This window comes from Pseudomonas sp. HMSC057H01, assembly GCF_001836405.1.
Classification (GTDB): Bacteria; Pseudomonadota; Gammaproteobacteria; order Pseudomonadales; family Pseudomonadaceae; genus Pseudomonas; species Pseudomonas aeruginosa.
The window spans coordinates 232,454-252,213 of the sequence record NZ_KV828379.1 but is presented as its reverse complement, the minus strand read 5'-3'; the positions used below and the strand labels follow the sequence as shown (position 1 = coordinate 252,213).

17 protein-coding genes are annotated in these 19,760 nt (G+C 66.4%); 11 read left to right on the top strand and 6 right to left on the bottom strand.

The window, feature by feature from the left end:
- Positions 1-4: 4 nt before the first annotated feature.
- The 3 genes from lasB to HMPREF2581_RS01595 all read left to right on the top strand — a co-directional run bounded on the left by lasB (position 5) and on the right by HMPREF2581_RS01595 (position 3,315).
- Positions 5-1,501, top strand: coding sequence for a M4 family elastase LasB (lasB, locus tag HMPREF2581_RS01605; RefSeq protein ID WP_003092588.1), 1,497 nt, complete (start codon positions 5-7; stop codon positions 1,499-1,501).
- A gap of 169 nt (positions 1,502-1,670) precedes the next feature.
- Positions 1,671-2,777, top strand: coding sequence for an NADH:flavin oxidoreductase/NADH oxidase (locus tag HMPREF2581_RS01600; protein ID WP_003109636.1), 1,107 nt, complete (start codon positions 1,671-1,673; stop codon positions 2,775-2,777).
- A 187-nt stretch (positions 2,778-2,964) separates the two neighbouring features.
- Entirely contained in the window at positions 2,965-3,315 is a 351-nt protein-coding gene (locus HMPREF2581_RS01595) for a hypothetical protein (protein ID WP_003137947.1), read from the top strand.
- A gap of 12 nt (positions 3,316-3,327) precedes the next feature.
- Here the strand turns inward: HMPREF2581_RS01595 and nalC are convergent, their stop codons facing one another.
- Positions 3,328-3,969, bottom strand: coding sequence for an efflux system transcriptional repressor NalC (nalC, locus tag HMPREF2581_RS01590; protein WP_003137949.1), 642 nt, complete (start codon positions 3,967-3,969; stop codon positions 3,328-3,330).
- Between the two features lie 202 nt (positions 3,970-4,171).
- Here nalC and HMPREF2581_RS01585 point away from each other — a divergent pair, with 202 nt between their 5' ends.
- The 3 genes from HMPREF2581_RS01585 to HMPREF2581_RS01575 all read left to right on the top strand — a co-directional run bounded on the left by HMPREF2581_RS01585 (position 4,172) and on the right by HMPREF2581_RS01575 (position 6,155).
- Positions 4,172-4,597, top strand: a complete 426-nt coding sequence (locus HMPREF2581_RS01585; protein WP_003129878.1) for a hypothetical protein — start codon at positions 4,172-4,174, stop codon at positions 4,595-4,597.
- 7 nt (positions 4,598-4,604) lie between these two features.
- Positions 4,605-4,766: a MexR antirepressor ArmR gene (armR, locus tag HMPREF2581_RS01580; RefSeq protein WP_003109634.1), complete on the top strand. Its 162-nt coding sequence runs from the start codon at positions 4,605-4,607 to the stop codon at positions 4,764-4,766.
- Positions 4,767-4,913: 147 nt separating this feature from the next.
- Positions 4,914-6,155 (top strand): MFS transporter, encoded by a 1,242-nt coding sequence (locus tag HMPREF2581_RS01575; RefSeq protein ID WP_003137952.1) that lies wholly within the window; start codon positions 4,914-4,916, stop codon positions 6,153-6,155.
- 86 nt (positions 6,156-6,241) lie between these two features.
- Here HMPREF2581_RS01575 and HMPREF2581_RS01570 read toward each other — a convergent pair whose 3' ends face one another.
- On the bottom strand, positions 6,242-6,583 hold the full coding sequence (locus HMPREF2581_RS01570) for an FKBP-type peptidyl-prolyl cis-trans isomerase (RefSeq protein WP_003092567.1): 342 nt from the start codon (positions 6,581-6,583) through the stop codon (positions 6,242-6,244).
- Positions 6,584-6,793: 210 nt separating this feature from the next.
- On the opposite strand from HMPREF2581_RS01570, the gene HMPREF2581_RS01565 reads away from it, so the two are divergent.
- Positions 6,794-8,500, top strand: a complete 1,707-nt coding sequence (locus HMPREF2581_RS01565) for a WG repeat-containing protein (protein WP_003137954.1) — start codon at positions 6,794-6,796, stop codon at positions 8,498-8,500.
- A 78-nt stretch (positions 8,501-8,578) separates the two neighbouring features.
- Here HMPREF2581_RS01565 and HMPREF2581_RS01560 read toward each other — a convergent pair whose 3' ends face one another.
- From HMPREF2581_RS01560 to HMPREF2581_RS01550, 3 genes are all read right to left on the bottom strand, one after another.
- Positions 8,579-9,382 carry a PA3715 family protein gene (locus HMPREF2581_RS01560; RefSeq protein WP_003137956.1) on the bottom strand — a complete coding sequence of 268 codons (804 nt, stop codon included), beginning with the start codon at positions 9,380-9,382 and terminating at the stop codon, positions 8,579-8,581.
- 120 nt (positions 9,383-9,502) lie between these two features.
- A complete protein-coding gene (locus HMPREF2581_RS01555) occupies positions 9,503-10,144 on the bottom strand; it encodes a two-component system response regulator TtsR (protein ID WP_003092560.1) in 642 nt (213 codons plus the stop codon).
- 323 nt (positions 10,145-10,467) lie between these two features.
- Positions 10,468-12,330 carry a flavin monoamine oxidase family protein gene (locus HMPREF2581_RS01550; protein ID WP_003137959.1) on the bottom strand — a complete coding sequence of 621 codons (1,863 nt, stop codon included), beginning with the start codon at positions 12,328-12,330 and terminating at the stop codon, positions 10,468-10,470.
- Between the two features lie 321 nt (positions 12,331-12,651).
- On the opposite strand from HMPREF2581_RS01550, the gene HMPREF2581_RS01545 reads away from it, so the two are divergent.
- The gene (locus HMPREF2581_RS01545) at positions 12,652-13,347 is read left to right on the top strand and encodes a tellurite resistance TerB family protein (RefSeq protein WP_003137961.1); all 696 of its coding nucleotides are present in this window, start codon (positions 12,652-12,654) and stop codon (positions 13,345-13,347) included.
- A gap of 36 nt (positions 13,348-13,383) precedes the next feature.
- Here HMPREF2581_RS01545 and HMPREF2581_RS01540 read toward each other — a convergent pair whose 3' ends face one another.
- Positions 13,384-14,289, bottom strand: coding sequence for a LysR family transcriptional regulator (locus HMPREF2581_RS01540; RefSeq protein WP_003092552.1), 906 nt, complete (start codon positions 14,287-14,289; stop codon positions 13,384-13,386).
- 171 nt (positions 14,290-14,460) lie between these two features.
- On the opposite strand from HMPREF2581_RS01540, the gene HMPREF2581_RS01535 reads away from it, so the two are divergent.
- The 3 genes from HMPREF2581_RS01535 (at position 14,461) to wspA (ending at position 19,757) form a co-directional block, all read left to right on the top strand.
- Positions 14,461-16,134 carry a GMC family oxidoreductase gene (locus HMPREF2581_RS01535; protein ID WP_003137963.1) on the top strand — a complete coding sequence of 558 codons (1,674 nt, stop codon included), beginning with the start codon at positions 14,461-14,463 and terminating at the stop codon, positions 16,132-16,134.
- 108 nt (positions 16,135-16,242) lie between these two features.
- A complete protein-coding gene (locus HMPREF2581_RS01530) occupies positions 16,243-17,862 on the top strand; it encodes an MFS transporter (RefSeq protein ID WP_003109626.1) in 1,620 nt (539 codons plus the stop codon).
- Positions 17,863-18,128: 266 nt separating this feature from the next.
- Positions 18,129-19,757, top strand: a complete 1,629-nt coding sequence (gene wspA / locus HMPREF2581_RS01525; protein ID WP_003092544.1) for a Wsp signal transduction system chemoreceptor WspA — start codon at positions 18,129-18,131, stop codon at positions 19,755-19,757.
- Positions 19,758-19,760 lie beyond the last annotated feature (3 nt).

The following is a 19,760-nucleotide window of genomic DNA, read 5'->3' as shown; positions in this document are numbered from 1 at the left end:
CAAGATGAAGAAGGTTTCTACGCTTGACCTGTTGTTCGTTGCGATCATGGGTGTTTCGCCGGCCGCTTTTGCCGCCGACCTGATCGACGTGTCCAAACTCCCCAGCAAGGCTGCCCAGGGCGCGCCCGGCCCGGTCACCTTGCAAGCCGCGGTCGGCGCCGGCGGTGCCGACGAACTGAAAGCGATCCGCAGCACGACCCTGCCCAACGGCAAGCAGGTCACCCGCTACGAGCAATTCCACAACGGCGTACGGGTGGTCGGCGAAGCCATCACCGAAGTCAAGGGTCCCGGCAAGAGCGTGGCGGCGCGGCGCAGCGGCCATTTCGTCGCCAACATCGCCGCCGACCTGCCGGGCAGCACCACCGCGGCGGTATCCGCCGAGCAGGTGCTGGCCCAGGCCAAGAGCCTGAAGGCCCAGGGCCGCAAGACCGAGAATGACAAAGTGGAACTGGTGATCCGCCTGGGCGAGAACAACATCGCCCAACTGGTCTACAACGTCTCCTACCTGATTCCCGGCGAGGGACTGTCGCGGCCGCATTTCGTCATCGACGCCAAGACCGGTGAAGTGCTCGATCAGTGGGAAGGCCTGGCCCACGCCGAGGCGGGCGGCCCCGGTGGCAACCAGAAGATCGGCAAGTACACCTACGGTAGCGACTACGGTCCGCTGATCGTCAACGACCGCTGCGAGATGGACGACGGCAACGTCATCACCGTCGACATGAACGGCAGCACCAACGACAGCAAGACCACGCCGTTCCGCTTCGCCTGCCCGACCAACACCTACAAGCAGGTCAACGGCGCTTATTCGCCACTGAACGACGCGCATTTCTTCGGCGGCGTGGTGTTCAACCTGTACCGGGACTGGTTCGGCACCAGCCCGCTGACCCACAAGCTGTACATGAAGGTGCACTACGGGCGCAGCGTGGAGAACGCCTACTGGGACGGCACGGCGATGCTCTTCGGCGACGGCGCCACCATGTTCTATCCGCTGGTGTCGCTGGACGTGGCGGCCCACGAGGTCAGCCACGGCTTCACCGAGCAGAACTCCGGGCTGATCTACCGCGGGCAATCCGGCGGAATGAACGAGGCGTTCTCCGACATGGCCGGCGAGGCCGCCGAGTTCTACATGCGCGGCAAGAACGACTTCCTGATTGGCTACGACATCAAGAAGGGCAGCGGTGCGTTGCGCTACATGGACCAGCCCAGCCGCGACGGGCGATCCATCGACAACGCCTCGCAGTACTACAACGGTATCGACGTGCACCACTCCAGCGGCGTGTACAACCGTGCGTTCTACCTGCTGGCCAACTCGCCGGGCTGGGATACCCGCAAGGCCTTCGAGGTGTTCGTCGACGCCAACCGCTACTACTGGACCGCCACCAGCAACTACAACAGCGGTGCCTGTGGAGTGATTAGCTCGGCGCAGAACCGCAACTACTCGGCGGCTGACGTCACCCGGGCGTTCAGCACCGTCGGCGTGACCTGCCCGAGCGCGTTGTAAGCTCGGTGGCCCCGGCCGGCACTCCAGGAAGGAATGCCGGCCGGGGCCGCTCAAGCCGTCTTCCGCCAGGAGGACGGCTGCTTTATGTCGCTTAGGCCGTTGGCCTCCGCGAACCCGGTCTAAAGTTCAGGTGTGAGCATTTATTCCAAGACCGACCGGGAGTCCTGCCATGAGTCTGCTGTTCGAGCCTCTTAGCCTGCGTCAAATCACCTTGCCCAACCGCATCGCCGTATCGCCCATGTGCCAGTATTCGGCGCAGGAGGGCCTGGCCAACGACTGGCATCTCGTGCACCTGGGCAGTCGCGCGGTGGGCGGCGCCGGCCTGGTGATCGTCGAAGCCACCGCGGTGTTGCCCGAGGGGCGCATCACCGCCGACGACCTCGGCATCTGGAGCGACGCGCATGTCGAGCCGTTGCATCGCATCACCCGTTTCATCGAGTCCCAGGGCGCGGTCGCCGGGGTCCAGCTGGCCCACGCCGGGCGCAAGGCGAGTACCTGGCGGCCGTGGCTGGGCAAGCACGGCAGCGTGCCGATAGGCCAGGGCGGCTGGATACCGGTGGCGCCGTCGGCGATCCCGTTCGATCCCCAGCACACGACCCCCGAGGCTCTGAGCGAGGCGCAAATCGAGGCGCTGGTGCAGGCCTTCGTACGCGCCACCGAGCGCTCCCTGGCTGCCGGCTTCAAGGTCGCGGAGGTGCATGCGGCCCACGGCTACCTGTTGCATCAGTTCCTCTCGCCGCTGTCGAACCAGCGTCGCGACCAGTACGGCGGCTGCTTCGAGAACCGCATCCGCCTGCTTCTGCAGGTCACCGCCGCGGTGCGCAAGGCCTGGCCGGAAGAGTTGCCGCTATTCGTGCGGCTATCCGCCACCGACTGGGTGGAGGATGGCTGGAACCCCGACGAGACCGTGGAACTGGCCCGGCGCCTGAAGGACCTGGGCGTGGACCTGATCGACGTGTCTTCCGGCGGTACCGCAGCGAATGCGGAAATCCCGGTAGGACCGGGCTACCAGACCGAGTTCGCCGAACGGGTGAAGAAGGAGGCCGGCATCGCCAGCGGAACGGTGGGCATGATCACCGAGCCGGTGCAGGCCGAGCATATCCTGCGCACCGGCCAGGCCGACCTGATCCTGCTTGCCCGTGAACTGCTGCGCGATCCGTACTGGCCGTTGCACGCCGCCGACGAACTGCGCAACGAGCAGATGCCCTGGCCGCCGCAGTACCTGCGAGCCGCTCATCGCAGCACGCCGCCGCGCAAATCCCTGGAAATGCAGTGAGCCGTCGGGCCGTCGGCGCGGCGAGGCGCCGGCGGCCCACCTGATGGAAACCTTTGCCGCCCTTGGCGGTCTGCCTGGCATCAGGAAATCATCCTGAGCGTTTCGCGGGAGATATTGCGTAATGGCAATATGATGCTATTCTCCCGCGACGTTCGCTCCGGACCGCACTTCGAGAAAGGATGCTCGCATGCACGCTACCGCCGGTTCTCCCCACGCCTCCCTGCCTGACAGCGATGTCGCCCTGCTGGCCAATATCCTGGTCCTGGCGACACGCAACATGAACAACATGACCACCATGCTGGCGCACCTTTCGGTGGAACTCAGCCAGAGCGAAGAGCCACGCCTGCAACGGGTCGGTCATCGGGTCCTGAACGAACTCTCGGAGCTGGGGGCCGCCCTGGAGACCCAGTGGGACCTGATCGGCGCGCTGTCGCGTTTCTCGCCCCTGCTCGATCGCACCCTGCCGCGCCAGGAACCCCTGGTCACCGAGATCCACCTCACCGATCTGCCGGGCCAGGCGCTGCCGCCCTCCGCCTGAACGGCGCGTCGCTCAGCCCTGCGCGGGGCGCTGCGACAGGTGTTCCAGGTAGCAGGCGATGATGTCCACCGACAGCTTGAGGCGGGTTTCCAGCAGTGCCATGGTCGGCTGGAAGTCGGCCACGCTGAGGGCCTTGAGGAACAGGTCGGCCTTGAGCATCTCGAGAAACTGGCAGGCCACCGCGTAGAGCGTTTCCTCGTCCATGTGGGGGGCGACCGCTACCAGTCGCTCGCTGAGCAGCAGGTAGCTCTGCTGCGGCCCCTGCTCGTAGAAGGACTTGCCGATCGCCGGAAACCGCGGAGATTCCGCCACCACCAGGCGATAGAGGCTCTGGCAGCGGGGATCGAGCAGGCTGGTGAGGAAGCGCCGGCCGAAATGCTCGAGGGTGGCGCTCAGCGTGGCGGCGGGGCGCGGCTGATCGGCGCTGTCGTCGAAGATTTCCTCGATCATGTGGGCGATCACCGCGGCAAACAGGCCTTCCTTGCCGCCGAAGGAGCTGTACAGGGTTCCCCGTGAACCACCGGCCCGTTCAATCACCATGTCCAGGGTGGTGCCTTCGAAACCGTGTTCGAGAAAGGCCTGGGTGGCGGCGTCGAGCATGGCGCGGCGGCGTTGCCTGCCGCGTTCGGTCAGACGGGGGGACGCATCGTTCATGGGCGGTATCGGGCCTCGCGGGGTGCGGTCGGAAGGTGCGCATGGTGGGCCGTCGGGACGGTCCGTTCAAGCCTCCAGGCGGTTTGCTGAGAGCGTTTCTCGTTAGGGTTGACGCTGGTCATTTAAGAACTGTATCGTACAGTACTGTTTTGGCAAGCACTTCCGCTCATTCCTCCGCCTTGCCTCCCCGCAGGAGTCCCCCATGAATGCCCCCGCTAAGAGCCTGTTGGATATCGATGCCTTTCCCCTGGTCCAGGTCCGCGAGATGCCCCGCGAGCTGGCCGATGTCGAGCGCTGGTTGGAGGAGGTCGAAGCGCTGCTGGCCGTCGAGTGCGATTTCGCCCTGGTCTATCCGCCACTCCCGCAGGAAGAAGCTGAAGGCGACCAGCAAGCGCGCAAGCGCCTGGTGTTATGGCTCAAGGAAAATCGCCAGCGCTTCGTCGAGCATTGCCGGGGCATCCTGCTCAGTGCCAACGGCCAGCCGGACAACCTCGCCGACCTGCAGCAGCTGGCGCCGGTGCTGCAGGCTGTCTACGGCCCGCCGGTGAGCGTGGCGCCGGACCTGGCGTCCGCCCGCGGCATGGCGAAGGCGCTGCTGAGCGGGCCGGCGACGGGGATGAACTGGTGACGCCGCCATGTCCCTGAACACTCCGCGCAACAAACCGTCCCGCACCGAGACCGAGGCTGTCGCTGCCACCTCGGGACGATCCGCCGTCGGTCGGCGGGATTACACCGAGCAGCTGCGCCGGGCGGCCCGGCGCAATGCCTGGGACCTCTACGGCGAGCACTTCTACTGAGCGGGCGTGCCGGATTGCCATTGGTGCGGGCGATGGAACACATCGTTTGATTCCTGGGCTCTTTACCTCAAGTTAACTTGAGCTATCAGAATCCGCGCAGAGCGTCTGGCGACTTTGCCGGGCGCCACTCCATGCCCGGAGGCAACGATGGATAGCCCGTCCACTCCCGCTCGTCCGCACCCCCAGGCCAGCCCGCGATGGCTGGCAGTTGCCAATGTGATCTTCGCCGGCATCGCCGCCGCCCTGCATGTCGGCAAGGCGACCATCGCCCTGCCGTCGCTGCAACGGAGCTTCGGCGGCGACCTCGCCGCGCTGAGCTGGATCATGTCCGCCTTTCCGTTCGTCGGCGTATTCGGCGGCATCGCCGCTGGCCTCCTGGTGCGTCGCTGGGGAGATCGCCGGCTGCTGACCGGCGGACTGGCGATTCTCGGCGGAGCGAGCCTGCTCGGTGCGTCGATGCAGGACTTCGCCTGGTTGCTCGCCACTCGCTTCGTCGAGGGGCTCGGTTTCCTCATCGTGGTGGTGGCGGCGCCCGCCGTGTTGCACAGGATCACCAGCGAGACGCGGCGCAGCGTGGTGTTCGGTCTGTGGAGCACCTTCATGGCAGGCGGAATCGCCCTCTCGATGCTGTTCGGGCCGCTGCTCGCGGACTGGCGCGCCGACTGGCAACTGAGCGCACTGCTGGTACTGGTCGCGGCGCTGCTGCTGCCGCTCAGCGTCCCTGCCGACGATGGGCGCAGGGCGGCAGGCGTGAGGCCGGCCGGTCTTGGCACGTTGCTCAAGGTTCCGGCGATCACCCTGCTGGCGCTCGGCTTCACCACCTACAACCTGCAGTTCTTCGCCCTGATGACGTTCCTCCCCGTGTTCCTCATGCAGCGCCTGGGTGTCGCCCTGGAGACTGCGGGACTCATCGGCGCGGCCATCGTCGCGGCGAACGCCCTGGGCAATGTCGCGGCGGGCTTCATCCTTTCCCGCGGCATACGTCCCGGCGCCTTGCTGGCGACCACCGCGATCCTGATGGGAGTCACCGGTGCGGCGTTCTTCCATGCCGCGACGCCGGGGCTCCTGGCGATTGCGCTGGGGTTCGTCTTCTCGGCGGTCGCCGGCATGCTTCCCACCACCGTGCTGGCGACCGCGCCGCTGGCCTCGCCCACGCCTTCGCTGACGCCACTGGCCATCGGCTGGGTAATGCAGGGCAACTACCTGGGGCAGGTGATCGGCCCCTTGCTGATCGGCCTGATCGTCAGCCGTTTCGACTGGTCGGGCGCGATCGGCCTGATGCTGGTCGCGGGCGCGGCGGGGGCCGTCCTGGGGTTCTGCCTGCTGCGTGCGCTGGACGGCCTGCCTCGCGCCATTGCCACGGGTTCCGCGGCTCGCCCCGCGGATTAGAAGAGAAACCGGCTTCGTGCAGGGCGGATAGTCGAGCGACTATTCGTCCTGCGCATGGCGGCCAGAGGCCGCCGCCGTCCCTCGGCTCAGTCGTCGCGGGTGAGCACTTCCAGCAGTTCGATCTCGAACAGCAGGTTGGAGTGGGGCTTGATGTGCGCGCCGACCTGCCGTTCGCCGTAGGCCAGGTGGGAAGGGACGAACAGCCGTCGCTTGCCGCCGACCTTCATGCCCATCAGGCCCTGGTCCCAACCCTTGATCACTCGTCCGGTGCCGATCACGCACTGGAATGGCCGGCCGCGCTCGTAGGAGGAGTCGAACAGCGTGCCGTCTTCCAGGGTGCCCTTGTACTGGGTGGTGATCAGCGCACCCTTCACCACCTCCTTGCCGTCGCCCAGGAGGAGGTCTTCGATTTGCAGTCGGTCGTTCATGGGGCGGTACCTGCGCGGTTTGCGGAAAGCCGCGATTCTGCCAGCAAGCGCGCCGCCTGTCGCCGAGCCGGCGGACCAGGGCATTGCCAGGCGGTCCGCGGCACGGGCATCATGCCCGCGCCTTTCCGCCGGGAAGGCTACCGCGTTCCGCGATGTCGCGCGCATCGCGGCTGGACACATATCTCAGGGATCATACGAGAACATATCCGCATGCAAAGACTGTCGCGTATCGGCCGCAACACCCTCGCCGTCTCCGTTTCCACCTTGCTCCTCAGCGCCTGCAACCAGGGCGACGATGCGCCGAAGCCTGCGGCGGTCGCGCCGCAACCGGCCGCACCGAGCATGGCTGCACTGAGCATCCCGCTATGCCTCAACGGCCAGTGCGCGGTGATCGACCAGGACGCCAAGCTGCTCGTGCCGTTCGACAACGACTACGACAATATCGTCGCCAGCGCCTACCAGGGCACCCTGATGGCGGCGCGCGAGGAGCGCTGGAACCTGATCCAGGCGAAGGACGGCAAGGTGTTGCGCGACGATATCGGCGAAGCCCTGTCGCTGCTCACCCCCGACCTCTATGGCTTCGTCCGCGACGGCAAGTACGGCGTGGTCGACGGCCAGGGCAAGGAAGTCCAGGCGCCGCGTTTCGACGACATCTACCCCAACAGTGCCAACGAATTCATCATCTACGAGATCGATGGCAAGCGCGGCATCCTCGATGCCAAGGGCAAGCAGCTCACCGAGGCGCTCTACGACACCACCCTGGTCAACGGCAGCGTCGCCGAACACGGCGGCTTGATCAGCGCCGAGCGTGGCGAGGAGAAGTGGATCATCAACCTCGCCACCGGCGAACAGAAGGCCGTGGCCTACGAGAGCCTGGGCGACCTCCACGACGGCGTGATGAGCGCCAGCGTCATCGGCAAGGGCTCCCAACTGGTGGATGCCAAGGGCGACGTGGTCGGTGACGGCAAGAGCTACGATTACCTGGGCACCCCGGCCAACGGCCTGGTGGCGTTCCGCGAGAAGTACGACAGCCCCTGTGGCTACCTCGACTACCAGGGCAAGGTGGTGATCGCCGCCCAGTTCGCCGGTTGCGGCGCCTTCGGCAAGCAGGGCGGGCTGGCCCAGCAGCGCATGGAAGATGGCTCGTCGGGCAAGTACGGCCTGATCGATCGCAGCGGCGCCTGGAAGGTGCAGCCGCAGTACGATTCGGCCGACAGCGCCGGCCTCACCGCGCTTGGCTACACCGTCGACGTGCCCGGGCTGGCTGCCGTCGGCGTGAGCACCGGCCTGTTCAGCGCCGACTTCGGCATCTTCAACCTCGACGAAGGCAGCGAGTGGGTGAAGCCGGGTTATGCGCAGATCGGCGCGCTGGGCAACGACCTGTTCGTCGTGGCGAAGAAGGGCGGGCCGCAGAAGACCGTCAGCTTCATGGGTTCGGAAAGCCAGGTGCCGGTGGTGGGCCTGATGGACCGCAGCGGCAAGATGCTGCTGGAGCCGGGCGAACTGATCAGCATCCAGTCTGCGTATGACGGTCGTTTCCTGGAAGCTCTCGACGGTATGGACAACGCTGCCCACACCGTGTTGCTCGATCGCCAGGGACGCACGCTGGTTCCGGCGCTCTGGCAGAAGCTGGAGGTGAATCCGCAGCAGGGTTACATCCTGGGCTACGAAGTCAGCGGCACTGGCGACGAGGCGACGGAAACCTTGCGCGCACTGTACGACCTGAACGGCAAGCCGCGCTTCACCGTGGCCACCACCGATTGCGGCGCCGAACAGTTGCTCGACGGCAATGGCAAGGCGATCTGGCCGCAGGACCCGACGCCGTATTGCCAGTCGGACGACGAGCAGGGCGACGAAGGCGAGCCGGAGCAGGAGCCGGCGCCCGCCGAAGAGAGCGAGGAAACCAGCGAGAGCTGAGTTCCCTGCGCGCGTCCGCCCCTTGCGGCGGGCGCGCGGTTCCGCTGTTTCGCCGTGGCTGGTGGCCACGGCCTTCCCTCACTGGCGGTGCCAGAAGTCCGAATACTCCTCGAACGGGTAGCGCTCGCCGTCGTAGCGCAGCGTGCGCTTCACCGTGCGCAAGGGTTTGCCGTTCTCCGTTTCGCCGTCGCTGACCCGCGAGGTGACGACCAGGTCGGCAAAGCCGTTGGAGCGTCCGCGGCCGAGTTCCAGGGTCAGGTGCGAGACTTCCTGTTCGAACCCGGGCTCGGCGGAGCAGACCGAGCCTTTCAGCGTCCTCCACTGATCCAGGTAGGTATTGAGCACCGGCCGCAGCTTGCCGTCGCCGGCCGGCACCACCAGGGTCAGCAGGTTGTCGAAGCCGGCTTCCGGACAACTGGCGCCACGCGCCACGCTATGGAATACCACGCCGAAGGCGCGCACCGTCGGGCTCAGGCGATAGCGCGCGGTGTCCAGCCAGAGGCTGTCGCTGCCGACGGCGACGGACGCGTCTTCTTCGAAGTCGCTGTCGTAGCGTTCGAGCAGCCTGCCGCTGCGGCTGTCGGCCTTGGCCAATAGCAGATGCGGGTGGCGTTCGCCTTCCACGGCGGTGTCGCCCGGATCCAGGTAGGCCATGGCGATCACCGTCTGCGCGGGGTCGTCCGGCCAGGGCTTGCAGGCCACGGCGAGGAACGGACCGGAAGATTCGTACGAAGGGGCTATCCAGCCATCGTGGCCGACCTGCCTGGCTACGGCGTCAAGCAGTCGCGACGCGCAGGGCTGCGGTTCGCGGGCTTCGGCCTGGCTGGCGAGTCCCAGCAGCAGGAGGCAGAGTCGGGCGGAGAGGCGGCGGTTACGGTCCATGTGAAAAGAGTCCTTTGGCGGAGGCGGGCACGGAAGACGCCCGGCGCTGCGGGACATTCTAGCTGCTGCGCGGACCTTGCGAAGCGGGCTGGCGGGGCGGACATATCGCGGCCGCGCTGCTCAGGCCAGGCCGTTTTCCCGGATGTAGATAAAGAGTCCGGCATTGCTGTCCAGGCCAAGCTTGCGCATGGCGCTGCTCTTTTGCGCGCTGATGGTCTGCTTGCTGCGGCACAGTCGGATGGCGATTTCCCCGACCGCCAGGCCGCTGCCGTACAGGCGCAGCACTTCCACTTCGCGCGGGGTGAGTTGTTCGAGGCTGGCCAGCGGCTTGCCGTGCTCGGCTTCGCCCACTTCCAGCAGGTGTGCGATGGAGCGCGAGATGAATGGTCGACGGCCGGCGTGGCGGATCGCCTTGGGCAGATCGTCGAGCATGCCGCGTTTGCTCACCAGGCCGTGAATGCCCAGCTTGAGCAGGGATGAAACGAGTGCCGGGTTGCCGAGCATGGTGACGACGATGATCGGCAGGTCCGGATAGCGCCGCCGGACCTTCTGCACCAGGCGCAAGCCGTCGGCCTGCTGGCTGCCGGGCATCATCAGGTCGGTGATCAGCAGGTCGCAGGGGTGCGCTTCGAGCTGCGCCAGCAAGCCATCGGCGTCCTGGGCCTGGGCGACGATCCGCAGGTCGTCGTACGCACTCAGCAGATAGCGCATGCCGATCAGGGTGAGGGCGTGGTCGTCGACGAGGATGACGCGTGTTTTCATGAAATCGAACCCGATCGAGGTGGAGGTTTCCGCAGCGGCTACCGGCAACGCCGACAGGCGGATAATCCGCCAGGAGGCAGCTCCGGACGGGCTCGAATTCTAGCGATGGTGTCTGTCGGTTTAATCAGGACTTTTCTGAATGCTAGTAGGAAATTTCCTATGTGTTTTCCCTAGGTTATTTCGAGGGGAGGCCGAGAAACATAGGGTCTTTGAACGGCTTTCGTGGAGTAGGGATTGAAATCTCTGTCAGTACATTTCTGTCAGTCTTGCTGGACATCGGAAGGGCGCGACGGCAGCGCGGGTCCCGCTGCCGTCGCCGTCCTTCAACCCAATTCGCGGACTGCCCGCACCGCCTGGTCGATGGCGGCATGGGCGTAGGCATCCCAGGCCGCATCCGAGTTGGCGATGGTGACATTGCCGACCTTGCTTCGCGCCAGTTCCATCAGCGCTTCGCTTTCCGCCTCGTCGTCGTAGAGGGTATTCATGAAGTAGGAGTAGCCGTGCGACCAGCGGTTCACGGTGATGCCGGTGATGTCGCGACGGTGGTCGAAGCCGGCCGGGCCGAGCATGGCCTGGAGCTGGTCGCGGATGTCCTTTTCCAGTTGCTCGAAGCTCATCGCGTAGAGCTTGCTGCGGCCTACGCGAGCCTGGGTGCGGGCGTCCATGCCGGCGTTCGGGGTGGTCGGCACGTAGACCATGTGCACGCCGATCGGCTGCCGCGGGTCGCGCGGGTGCCGGTAGCTGCCGAGGTCGACCGGGAAGTCCAGCTTGATCCGCGAGTAGGGCAGGGTCGGCGCGTAGATCTCGTGGATGCCGAGGGTCTTCCAGGCCTGCCAGTTGCGCAGCAATACCTTGGTGTACACCAGCGGGAACTTGACGTTCTGGCTCAGCGCGTGGGCCTGCTCCTCGGAGAGGTCGCGCAGCAGGTACGGCACCATCATGTTGTAGCAGGCCATCACGCAGTGTTTGCCGCGTACCCGGTGCAGGCGGCCGGCGCGGCTGTAGCCGACATCGACGCCGCCGGCGCGGTTGCGCACGCTGACGGCGGTGCTGTTCAGGCGCAGGCGCACCGGATGCCCGGCGAGGTCCAGCTTCGAGTAGTCGAAGCGGGCCATGACGATGTCCTCCATGCCTCGGCCCGGCGCCACCGCGGGGATCAGGTCGCGCACCATGAGCCGAGCCAGCGAGGCGTTGCCGTCGGGGAAATGGTAGATGTACGGCTCGTCCATTTCCGCCTGGGCCTCCTCGCTGGGTTGCGGCAGGCCGAGGGCGTCGAAGCCGGGGAAGCCGGCGGCGTATGCGTCAGCCGCCGGCAGGGCGTCGGCGCCGAGGGCAGAGAAGTCGTTGCTGCGGCCCTGGAAGTACTTCACCGAGGTTTCCGAGAGCCCGACGTTCTTGAGCAGGTAGTCGCGGTAGCTGGTCTTCGCCAGGTAGGTTTCCTTTTCTTCCACGCTCTTGCCGGCAAGATAGTCGCGAGGTGATTCGTACAGCGCGATGAGCGCCTCCCGGTCTTCGCGGCTCAGCGGGAAATCGCCGATGAAGGCGCGCCAGGAGCGGGCATTGAGACGATCGCGGGGGACCTCGTCGGCAACCATCGGCGTCGGGTCGCCGCTGACCAGCTTGTCCACGCCGAAGCTGGCCTTGTCGAAGAACACCGCGCGGGACAGGCCCAGGCCGGGGTAGAAGTCGGTGTCGAAGGCTGTCTCGAAGCGCTTGAGCTCGACGCCCAGGCGTTTCAGCAGGTGTTTGGCGTCTTCGCTGTAGAGGGCGTTCGGCGATTGCAGCGACTCGCTGCCGCCGTAGCCGAGGATGGTGCGCCCGCCGGCCTGGAATTCGTTGCGCTTGGCATGGCCGCCGAAGTCGTCGTGGTTCTCGATGACGAGGATGCGCGCCGCGGGGTGCCGTTCGCGATAGAACCAGGCGGCGGCGAGGCCGCTGATGCCGCCGCCGACCACCACCAGGTCGTATTCCTCTTCGATCGGCAGGTGGTCGACATCGAAGGTCTTCTTCTCCCAGCCCATCTGGTGTGCGACTTCGAAGGCGCCCGGATGGCTACCGCGCAGGCCGGTGAGCGCGGGCGGATAGTAGCGGCCGCCGGGGGCAGCGCGGAGGATCTCGGCGGGGGTCAGGCCTGCGGCGATGGTCAGGGCTACGCCGTTCAGGAAGTCGCGGCGGGAGATGGTCATGGGAAGTCCTTTGCGAGGCAGTGGGTGGCTCGGGGGAGCCATGTTCACAGTTTGCTGTTGCGAATGCGCGCGGAGCGGCTGGCGTCGGACGCCGACCCGCAGTCGCGGGCGGGCGCGGAGTTTAGAGGGCCATGCCGGCGCGTCGAAGGGCTTTCTGCTGGCACTAGGCCTCTATCTGGAGAAATGTGACATGCGTCGCGCTTTGCCACGGTGTCCGCGGAGGCCGGCAATATCTCGAAGCAAACTCCCGGCGGGCAGCGCGGACGCGAAGGGCTAGAGTCGGTCGAATCCGGTTGTTACCGAACGTCCTGGAGGCTCCTCATGAATACCCGTGGTTTGCTCGACCAATTGCTCAAGTCCGGGCAGGAAATGTTGCAGAACAAGACCGGCGGCAAGCCCGGCGCCAGCGGTGGCGGACAGCTCGGCAGCCTGCTTTCCGGCGCCGGCGGCGGAGCCCTGGCGGCTGGCGCCATCGGCCTGCTGCTGGGAAACAAGAAGGCGCGCAAGTTCGGCGGCAAGGCGATCACCTACGGCGGCCTTGCCGCGCTCGGGGTGATCGCCTACAAGGCCTACAACAACTGGCAGCAGCAACAGAGCGGCGCCGCGCCGCAGGCGCAGCCGCAGACCGTCGACCGCCTGCCGGAAGCCCAGGCCGAAGTGCATAGCCACGCGATCCTCCAGGCCATCGTCGGTGCGGCCAAGGCCGACGGCCACATCGACGAGCGCGAACGGCAGATGATCGAAGGCGAGGTGGCCAAGCTGACCAGCGACCGCGAGGTGCAGGGCTGGCTGGAGCGCGAGCTGAACAAGCCGCTGGATCCGGCCGAGATCGCCCGTGCCGCGAGCACCCCGGAGATCGCCGCGGAGATGTACCTGGCCAGCCTGCTGATGGTCGACGAGGAAAGCTTCATGGAGCGCTCCTACCTCGAGGAGCTGGCGCGGCAGCTGCGCCTGGAGCCGTCGTTCAAGCTGGAGCTGGAGAACCAGGCCAGACAGGCGCTGCAGCGCCTGGCCTGAGACGGCGGAGCGTCGCTCCGCGGATAACCGCCGCCATCATGGCGGCGGCGTCGCCGAAGGGCCGAGCAGAACCTCCCGCTCGCGCTGGCACAGCTCCAGCAGGAAGTCCCAGACCACCCGCAGGCGCACCGAGCGGTGCAGCTCCCGCCGAGTGCTCATCCAGTACTCGCGCTGGATGCTTTCCTCGGGTAGCACCGGTACCAGCAACGGATCGCGGCTACCCATGAAGTGCGGCAGGATCGCCAGGCCGATGCCGGCCTGTGCCGCCTGCTGCTGGGCGACCACGCTGGTGCTGCGGAACACGACCTGCGGGTGGCGGCAGAAACTGTGGTGGAACATCAGTTCCTGGCTGAACAGCAGGTCGTCGACGTAGCCGATCCACTGGTGCCTGCCGAGGTCGTCGCGGTCGCGTAGCGGCGGCGCCTGTTCCAGGTAGGCGGGGCTGGCGAACAACGCCAGGCGATAGCGGGTCAGCAGGCGGGTGATCACCAGGTCGGCGCTCGGCCGGTCTAGGGAGATGGCGATGTCCGCTTCGCGGTTGGTGATGCTGACGAAGCGCGGCACCGAGACCAGCTCGACCTCCAGGCCCGGGTAGTGGCGCATCAATTGCGCCAGGCGCGGAGCGAGGAAGACGCTGCCGAGGCCTTCGGTGACGCCGATGCGGATCTGCCCCAGCGGCGAGATGCTCTGGCTCATTTCTTCCTGGGCGAGCAGCGCGGTGTTCTCCATCGCCTCGGCGTGCTTGAGCAGCGCCTGGCCGGCCGGAGTCAACTGGTAGCCGCCGGTGTGCTGGGCGAACAGTTGGGTGCCGAGGTCGCGCTCGATGTTCTCGATGTGCCGGGCCACCGTGGCGTGAGTGGTGCCGAGACGCTTGGCGGCGGTCAGCAGGCGACCGCTGCGCTGCAACTCGAGGAAGAAACGCAGGTCATTCCAGTCGAACATGGGGAGCGCCTTCTGCCGGGCCGAGGGGGCGTTGTTAGAAAACGAACAATAGCTGCCCCGAAACGTTTGTTTTTTTATCGCGAATGAACGACTAGCCTCAAGCCGTTCGAGACTTGCCGGTCATCCGCAGGTCCGACGGCCCATCACAAGAACGACAAGACGAGGCTCGCCATGCCCGAGGTACTGGATACCTACGACTACCTCATCGTCGGCGCCGGACCTGCCGGCTGCCTGCTGGCCAACCGGCTTTCCGCCGACCCTGCCAACCGTGTCCTGCTGCTGGAAGCCGGCGGTCCGGACAACTATCCCTGGATCCACATTCCCGTCGGCTACCTCTACTGCATCGGCAACCCGCGTACCGACTGGTGCTTCGACACCGACGAGGTCCCCGGGCTCAACGGTCGTTCCCTGAAGTACCCGCGCGGCAAGGTGCTCGGAGGATGCTCCTCGATCAATGGCATGATCTACATGCGTGGCCAGGCCCGCGACTACGACCAGTGGGTGGCCGAAGGCAATCCGGGCTGGAGCTGGAGAGAGCTGCTGCCGCTGTTCCGCAGGATGGAGGACCATTTCGCCGGGACCAGCGAAATGCACGGCGCCGGCGGCGAATGGCGGGTAGAACGCCAGCGGCTCTCCTGGAAGCTGCTCGATGCCTTCCAGCAGGCGGCGGCGCAGACCGGAATCGCCAGCGTCGAGGATTTCAACGGTGGCGACAACGAAGGCTGCGGCTACTTCCAGGTCAACCAGCGCGGCGGGGTGCGCTGGAATGCCTCGAAAGGCTTCCTGCGCGGCATCGCCCAGCGCGCCAACCTGACGGTTCTGACCCATGCCGAAGTCCAGCGGGTGCTCCTCGAGGACGGCCGCGCCAGGGCCCTGTCGGTCCGTTGGCAGGGCCGCGAGCAGCGCTTCGAGGCGCGCCGCGAGATCGTCCTGAGCGCTGGCGCGATCGGTTCGCCGTGCCTGCTGCAACGCTCCGGGATCGGCCCGCGGGACCTGCTGGAGCGGCTCGGTGCCGGGGTCGTCCACGAGTTGCCCGGGGTCGGCGGTAACCTCCAGGATCACCTGCAACTGCGCATGATCTACAAGGTCGACGGCGTTCCCACCCTCAACCAGATCGCCGGCAGCCTATGGGGCAAGCTGGGCATGGGCCTGCGCTACCTGGCGAGCCGCAGCGGGCCGTTGTCGATGGCGCCGAGCCAACTGGGCGCCTTCGCCCGCTCCGATCCGCAGCAGCCCTCGGCCAACCTCGAATACCACGTCCAGCCGCTCTCGCTGGATCGCTTCGGCGAGCCGCTGCATGCCTTCCCGGCGTTCACCGCGTCGGTCTGCGACCTGCGTCCGCACAGCCGGGGAACGGTGCGCATCCGCTCGCTCGACCCGGGCGAGGCGCCGTCGATCCAGCCCAACTACCTGAGCGATCCGCGCGACCTGAAGGTCGCTGCCGACGCCATACGCCTGACCCGCCGCATCGCCGCCGCGCCGGCGCTGGCCGCCTTCCGTCCGCAGGAGTACAAGCCCGGCCCGGAATACCGCAGCGAAGAGGATCTGCAGCGCGCCGCGGCGGAGATCGGCACCACCATCTTCCACCCTGCCGGCACCTGCCGCATGGGCCAGGGGCCGCAAGCGGTGGTGGATGCGCAATTGAGGGTGCACGGAATCCCCGGCCTGCGTATCGCCGATGCCTCGATCATGCCCAGCCTGACCTCCGGCAACACCTGTTCGCCGGTGCTGGTGATCGCCGAGAAGGCGGCGCAGATGATTCTCGCCGAGCGCCGCCGCGAGGCCGCGCCGCAGGTCGTCGAAAGCGCCATGGCTACCGGCGGCAAGGAGGCGGTGGAGGCCTGAGGATCGCTACACCCCGTATCGCGTGGCGCCCGGCGCCGCAGCGGTCGACGCTGAAAACGGAAATGGCAGACAACAATAAGAGCCCCCACAAGGGGCGGGAGAGCCGCAATGACCGAGTACGCAACGACCCCTTCCTACACAGTGCCTGCGACCACGCCCCAGGAGGAGCGCAAGGTGATCTTCGCCTCCTCGCTGGGCACGGTCTTCGAGTGGTACGACTTCTTCCTCTACGGCGCCCTGGCGGCGGTGATCAGCAAGCAGTTCTTCGCCGGCGTCAACGACACCACCGCCTTCATCTTCGCCCTGATGGCCTTCGCCGCCGGCTTCCTGGTGCGGCCCTTCGGCGCGCTGGTGTTCGGCCGCCTGGGCGACATGATCGGGCGCAAGTACACCTTCCTGGTGACCATCCTGCTGATGGGGCTGTCGACCTTCGCCGTCGGCCTGCTGCCCACCTATGCCTCGATCGGTGTCGCCGCGCCGATCATCCTGGTCACCTTGCGCATGCTCCAGGGCCTGGCCCTGGGCGGCGAGTACGGCGGCGCGGCGATCTACGTCGCCGAGCACGCCCCGGCGAACAAGCGCGGTAGCTACACCAGTTGGATCCAGTCCACCGCGACCCTCGGCCTGTTGCTCTCGCTGCTGGTGATCCTGGCTTGCCGCCAGTTGACCGGCGACGAGTTCGAGACCTGGGGCTGGCGCCTGCCATTCCTGCTGTCCATCGTCCTGCTGGGCATTTCCACCTGGATCCGCCTGTCCATGCGCGAGTCGCCGGCGTTCCTCAAGATGAAGGCGGAGGGCAAGGTCAGCAAGGCGCCGCTGCGCGAGTCCTTCACCCAGTGGGGCAACCTCAAGGTGGTGCTGACCGCGCTGTTCAGCATCAATGCCGGCCAGGCGGTGACCTTCTACACGGCGCAGTTCTACGTGCTGTTCTTCCTCACCCAGGTGCTCAAGGTCGATGGCGGCACCGCCAACGGTCTGCTGATCGTCGCCCTGGTGCTTGGCGCGCCGTTCTTCATCGTCGCCGGCTGGCTGTCCGACCGCATCGGCCGCAAGCCGGTGCTGCTGGCCGGCCTGCTGCTCGCCACGCTGTTCTACTTCCCGCTGTTCAAGGGCTTGACCCACTACGCCAATCCGGCCATCGACCAGGCCAGCCGGCAGTCGCCGATCAGCGTGGTGGCCGACCCGGCGACCTGCACCTTCCAGTTCGACCCGGTGGGCAAGGCGACCTTCGACAGCCCCTGCGACAAGGTCAAGACCTTCCTGGTCAAGGCCGGCCTGCCCTACTCGACGGTGGCGGCGCCCGCCGGCAGCGACGTCAGGATACGGGTCGGCGAAACCGAGATCGCCGGCTTCGACGCCGAAGCGATGGCGGCCGCGGTGAAGGCGGCAGGCTACCCGCAGCAGGCCGACGGTAGCCAGGTGAACAAGCCGATGGTGATCGCCATCATCTTCGCCCTGGTACTGATCTCCACCCTCTGCTACGGCCCGCTGGCGGCGCTGATGGTCGAACTGTTCCCGACCCGCATCCGCTATTCCTCGCTGTCCCTGCCGTACCACATCGGCAACGGCTGGTTCGGCGGCTTCCTGCCCACGGTCTCGTTCGCCCTGGTGGTGTACACCGGCGACATCTTCTACGGCCTCTGGTATCCGGTGCTGATCACCGGCGGCAGCCTGGTCTGCGCCTTGCTGTTCCTCCGCGAAACCCGCCATACCGATATCCACCGGTGAAAGCGCGCCCCGTTCCCGGCATGGGGACGGGGCGCTCATTCCCTCCGTGATGTGCCTGTCTTCTCAGAAAAGTCTGGCTTGCCAGTTTTCTTTCTTTGTCTTTCTGCCACACTTCTGGCGTCAAAAAACGCCTTTCCAGCGCCTACAATAGCGGGAAAACCCTATGGCGCTGCTTGCCGGTGCCGGGGACGGCCTATACAGTCCGCGCGATTGACGGGCCGTTGTGGCGGCAGGAACGAATCCGGACTCGAGTCTTGGGGAAAAATGTGAAGAACTGGACTGTTCGCCAGCGAATCCTGGCAAGTTTCGCCGTGATCATCGCGATCATGCTGCTGATGGCCGCTACTGCGTACGTGAAGATGTTGACGGTGGAAAAGGGCGCCTACCGTGTCCAGGACGACGCCATGCCGGGGATGTACTTCATCACCCTGGTACGCAGTTCGTGGACCGACAACTACCTGCAGACCCAGGAACTGTTCGGCGTCACCGACGACCACGAGCTGAGCAAGGCCGAGGCTGACAGCATCCTTGCCAGCGAGGAGCGCCTGGACCAGCAGATCGCCTCCTACCAGAAGACCATGAACCCGGACGAGGCCCGCGACCACGAACTGCTCGCCGGTTTCCTGGGTGTGCGCAAGGCCTACCTGGAGCAGCACGACAAGGTGCTCGAGCTGTATCGCGAGAAACGCTTCGAAGAAGCCGGCAAGCTCGTCGCCGGCCCGTTGACCGAGCACTGGCGCGACGGTCGCAAGTACCTCAACGAGCTGATCGAGCTGAACAAGGACATCGCCGATCGCGCCTCGGAGAACATCGTCAACGCGGTGGACGACGCCGAACTGAGCATGCTGGTGACCCTGTTGCTGGCGGTGGTGGTAGCCGGCATCTGCGGGTTCCTGCTGTTGCGGGCGATCACCCAGCCGATCCAGAAGATCGTCCGCAGCCTCGACCTGATGGCCGGCGGCGACCTCACCGCGCGCCTGAACCTTGGCCGCCGCGACGAGTTCGGCGCCATCGAGACCGGTTTCAATGGCATGGCCGAGGAACTCAAGGGCCTGGTGTCGCAGGCCCAGCGTTCTTCGGTGCAGGTCACCACCTCGGTCACCGAGATCGCCGCGACCTCCAAGCAGCAGCAGGCCACCGCCACCGAAACCGCCGCGACCACCACGGAGATCGGCGCCACTTCTCGCGAGATCGCCGCCACCTCGCGCGACCTGGTGCGGACCATGAGCGAAGTCTCCGGCGCCGCCGAGCAGACTTCGACCCTGGCCGGTTCCGGCCAGTTGGGCCTGGCGCGCATGGAGGAAACCATGCACCACGTGATGGGCGCGGCCGACCTGGTCAACGCCAAGCTGGCGATCCTCAACGAGAAGGCCGGCAACATCAACCAGGTGGTCACCACCATCGTCAAGGTCGCCGACCAGACCAACCTGCTCTCGCTGAACGCCGCCATCGAGGCGGAGAAGGCCGGCGAGTACGGCCGCGGGTTCGCCGTGGTGGCCACCGAGGTGCGCCGGCTGGCGGACCAGACCGCGGTCGCCACCTACGATATCGAGCAGATGGTGCGCGAGATCCAGTCGGCGGTATCGGCCGGGGTGATGGGCATGGACAAGTTCTCCGAGGAGGTCCGCCGCGGTATCGCCGAGGTCGGCCAGGTCGGCGAGCAACTGTCGCAGATCATCCAGCAGGTGCAGGCGCTGGCGCCGCGGGTGCAGATGGTCAACGAGGGCATGCAGGCCCAGGCGACCGGTGCCGAGCAGATCAACCAGGCGCTGGTGCAACTGGGCGAGGCCACCGGGCAGACCGTGGAGTCGCTGCGCCAGGCCAGCTTCGCCATCGATGAGCTGAACCTGGTGGCGAACGGGCTGCGCAACGGCGTATCCCGCTTCAAAGTCTGAGGC

What these genes read in the sequence shown, in the direction of transcription:
- lasB (WP_003092588.1), top strand. Translation starts at nt 5, where the DNA reads ATGAAGAAGGTTTCTACGCTTGACCTGTTGTTCGTTGCGATCATGGGT.
- HMPREF2581_RS01600 (WP_003109636.1), top strand. Translation starts at nt 1,671, where the DNA reads ATGAGTCTGCTGTTCGAGCCTCTTAGCCTGCGTCAAATCACCTTGCCC.
- HMPREF2581_RS01595 (WP_003137947.1), top strand. Translation starts at nt 2,965, where the DNA reads ATGCACGCTACCGCCGGTTCTCCCCACGCCTCCCTGCCTGACAGCGAT.
- nalC (WP_003137949.1), bottom strand. Translation starts at nt 3,969, where the DNA reads ATGAACGATGCGTCCCCCCGTCTGACCGAACGCGGCAGGCAACGCCGC.
- HMPREF2581_RS01585 (WP_003129878.1), top strand. Translation starts at nt 4,172, where the DNA reads ATGAATGCCCCCGCTAAGAGCCTGTTGGATATCGATGCCTTTCCCCTG.
- armR (WP_003109634.1), top strand. Translation starts at nt 4,605, where the DNA reads ATGTCCCTGAACACTCCGCGCAACAAACCGTCCCGCACCGAGACCGAG.
- HMPREF2581_RS01575 (WP_003137952.1), top strand. Translation starts at nt 4,914, where the DNA reads ATGGATAGCCCGTCCACTCCCGCTCGTCCGCACCCCCAGGCCAGCCCG.
- HMPREF2581_RS01570 (WP_003092567.1), bottom strand. Translation starts at nt 6,583, where the DNA reads ATGAACGACCGACTGCAAATCGAAGACCTCCTCCTGGGCGACGGCAAG.
- HMPREF2581_RS01565 (WP_003137954.1), top strand. Translation starts at nt 6,794, where the DNA reads ATGCAAAGACTGTCGCGTATCGGCCGCAACACCCTCGCCGTCTCCGTT.
- HMPREF2581_RS01560 (WP_003137956.1), bottom strand. Translation starts at nt 9,382, where the DNA reads ATGGACCGTAACCGCCGCCTCTCCGCCCGACTCTGCCTCCTGCTGCTG.
- HMPREF2581_RS01555 (WP_003092560.1), bottom strand. Translation starts at nt 10,144, where the DNA reads ATGAAAACACGCGTCATCCTCGTCGACGACCACGCCCTCACCCTGATC.
- HMPREF2581_RS01550 (WP_003137959.1), bottom strand. Translation starts at nt 12,330, where the DNA reads ATGACCATCTCCCGCCGCGACTTCCTGAACGGCGTAGCCCTGACCATC.
- HMPREF2581_RS01545 (WP_003137961.1), top strand. Translation starts at nt 12,652, where the DNA reads ATGAATACCCGTGGTTTGCTCGACCAATTGCTCAAGTCCGGGCAGGAA.
- HMPREF2581_RS01540 (WP_003092552.1), bottom strand. Translation starts at nt 14,289, where the DNA reads ATGTTCGACTGGAATGACCTGCGTTTCTTCCTCGAGTTGCAGCGCAGC.
- HMPREF2581_RS01535 (WP_003137963.1), top strand. Translation starts at nt 14,461, where the DNA reads ATGCCCGAGGTACTGGATACCTACGACTACCTCATCGTCGGCGCCGGA.
- HMPREF2581_RS01530 (WP_003109626.1), top strand. Translation starts at nt 16,243, where the DNA reads ATGACCGAGTACGCAACGACCCCTTCCTACACAGTGCCTGCGACCACG.